This window comes from Halomonas sp. 707D4 (assembly GCF_024158685.1).
Lineage (GTDB): Bacteria > Pseudomonadota > Gammaproteobacteria > Pseudomonadales > Halomonadaceae > Vreelandella.
This window is the reverse complement of record NZ_JAMZBD010000435.1, coordinates 1-2,580: the sequence shown is the minus strand read 5'-3', so window position 1 is coordinate 2,580 and position 2,580 is coordinate 1. Positions and strand designations below refer to the sequence as shown.

Sequence of the window (2,580 nt, the reverse complement as noted above, 5' to 3'; positions counted from 1 at the left end):
CTCCAACCTCGATGCCGCCATCCGGCGCAGCCTGCGCGGCGAGCTGCGCCGGCTGCAGAAGTCCCTGGGGGTGACCACCGTGATGGTGACCCACGACCAGGAGGAAGCGCTGCAGATGGCCGACCAGATCGTGCTGATGCGCGACGGTCGCATCGTTCAGGTGGCCCCGCCCGCCACGCTCTACCAGGCCCCGGCCGACCTCGACGCCGCGCGCTTTCTCGGCGTCGACAATGTGGTCGAGCGCACGGCCGAGGACCCGGCCGCCCTGCAGGGCGCCACGCGACTCGGCTTTCGCACCCGGGATGCGCGGCTCGATGCCACGGCGGACGCCGGGGCGCTTCGCCGCCGCGGAACGGTCATCGAGTGCGTCTATACCGGCGATGGCTACCAGGTCAGCGTCGAGACACAGCACCAGACGCTGTTCGCCGTCACCGATGCCCCGGTCGAACCGGGGCGCTTCGTCACCCTCACCGTGCCCGCCCGGGCACTGATGCCCTTCGGGGCCGATCACCGCCGCTTGTCCTTGTCTCACTCTCAGGAGCACGTCGCATGAAAATCCGTCGCACCCACAAGCTTGCCCTCGCCGTCGGTCTGGCACTCGCGGCCGGCCAGGCCAGCGCCACCACGCTCAACGTCTTCACCGCCGGTGACGACAACATGGTCGCCTACGTCAACGAGTTCCTCGCCCCGCGCTTCGAGGCGAACCACCCGGACGTCACCGTGCGTGCGCTCGGCACGGGGCCCGGCGACGCGGGCAGCCAGGCGATCTACGAAATGCTCAGCGCCCAGCGCGACAAGCAGAGTTGGGGCGTGGACGTGGCGGTGCTTCACCAGCGCATGGCCGGACAGATGGTCGAAGAGGGGCTGCTGCGCCGCTATACCGATACGCTCGACACCGCCGGGCTCGCCACGGGTGAGAGCGCGCGTAACGCCCTCGGGGTGGACGTGGAAGGCTACGTCATGCCGATGTTTCAGAGCCAGATCGCCCTGGCCTACAACCCCGCCCTGCTCGAGACGCCGCCGCAGAGCTACGCCGTGCTCGACGAGTGGGCCAAGGAACACCCGGGGAAATTCGGCTACAACGGCATCACCGGCGGCATGGCCGGCGTGGGCTTCGTGTTCGGCTGGATGTACGCCTTCTCCGACATGGCCGACACCCTGCAGAACGGCCCCTGGAGCGAGGAGAGCGTGGCCGGGCTCGACGACGCCCTGGCGCGGCTGCGCGACTTCAACGAGAACGTCACCCTGACGCCGGGCAACGCCGGCACCATGGACGCCATGAACCGCGGCGAGATTGCCATGGGCCCGGTGTGGATGGACATGTACACCACCTGGAAGGCGGATGGCCGCCTCAACCCCGACTTCCGCCTGCTGCTGCCGGAACCCGGCATGCCCGGCCAGCCGATGTACTACGCGATTCCCGAGCGGGCGGAGCACGCCGAGCTTGCCGCCGAGTTCATCGCGCTGGCCACCAGCCCCAAGGTGCAGGCCGAGGGCATCGTCGGCGAGTTCAACTGGTTCCCGGGCATCGACGCCGAGCACGTCCAGGACGAGCTGAGCGAGGCGCAGTGGGACGCGCTCTACAGCGACGTCTCGCCGCAGACGCTCTCCGAGCGCGGGCTCTCCATGCCCCAGGCGGACTACTTCCGCGCCATTCTGGAAGCCTATGAAAGCCAGGTGAGCCGCTAGGCGGTGCCGATGAACCCTTGGGGGCGCTGGCGCCCCCGTCATTCAGACGAGTGCTCATGACTACTTCGTCCTCCTGGGCGGCGACGCTGCCCGCGCCGCCGCGCCCCCGGATCGGCCTGGGGCTGATTCTGGTGTTGCCGGCCCTGGCCGCCATCGTGCTGCTCTACGCCCTGCCGCTGGTACGCTCGCTGCTGGGCGCGTTTCACGACGGCGACGGTTTCACCCTGGCGAACGTCTCCCGCGCCGCCACGCTCTACGGGCGCGACGTGATGTTTTCCATCGGCGTGAGCCTGGGGTCGCTTGCGCTCATCGCGGCCGTGTCGATCGCCATCGCCGGCTACCTGACCCTCGGCGCCACGCCCTGGGCGGTGCGGGCGCTGCGCTGGCTCTACCGCTGGCCGCTGTTCATTCCTTTCGTGGTGGCCGGGCAGCTGTCGCGCTCGTTTCTCTCCACCAACGGCATGATGAACACGGCGCTGGTCGAGAGCGGGCTGATGGCCGCCGAGAGCGCCCAGAGCTTTCTGGACTGGCGCGGGCTGATCCTCACCTTCGCCTGGAAGCAGATCCCCTTCGTCACGCTGCTGCTCGCCGGCGCCATGGCCGCCGTTGACACGAGCCACAGCGAGGCGGCGCGCAACCTGGGTGGCGGGCGGCTGCGCTGCCTGTTCCAGATCGTGCTGCCCCAGGCCGCCCCGACGCTCTGGGTGGGCCTGATCCTGTCGCTGGTGGCGATGCTCTCGGTGCTGTCGGTGCCGATGATGCTGCTCTCCGGCAACCCGACCATGATGACCGCCATGATGGCGCACCGCATCACCTACTACGGCGACTACGGCGTGGCCAACGCCCTGGGGCTCTTCTCCTACGCGTTGACCGCGGTGAGCGCCTGGGTCT

General features: G+C 69.2%; 2 protein-coding genes and 1 pseudogene. All 3 read left to right on the top strand.

From position 1 onward, the window contains the following. Window positions 1-553: pseudogene (locus BIS11_RS14885) on the top strand (ABC transporter ATP-binding protein); the annotation flags it as partial. Continuing rightward, entirely contained in the window at window positions 550-1,689 is a 1,140-nt protein-coding gene (locus tag BIS11_RS14880; protein ID WP_253426421.1) for an extracellular solute-binding protein, read from the top strand. The pseudogene BIS11_RS14885 and the gene BIS11_RS14880, both read left to right, overlap by 4 nt. 56 nt (window positions 1,690-1,745) lie before the next feature. Next, window positions 1,746-2,580, top strand: an 835-nt coding sequence (locus BIS11_RS14875; RefSeq protein ID WP_253586410.1) for an ABC transporter permease, incomplete at its 3' end; no start/stop codon positions are given.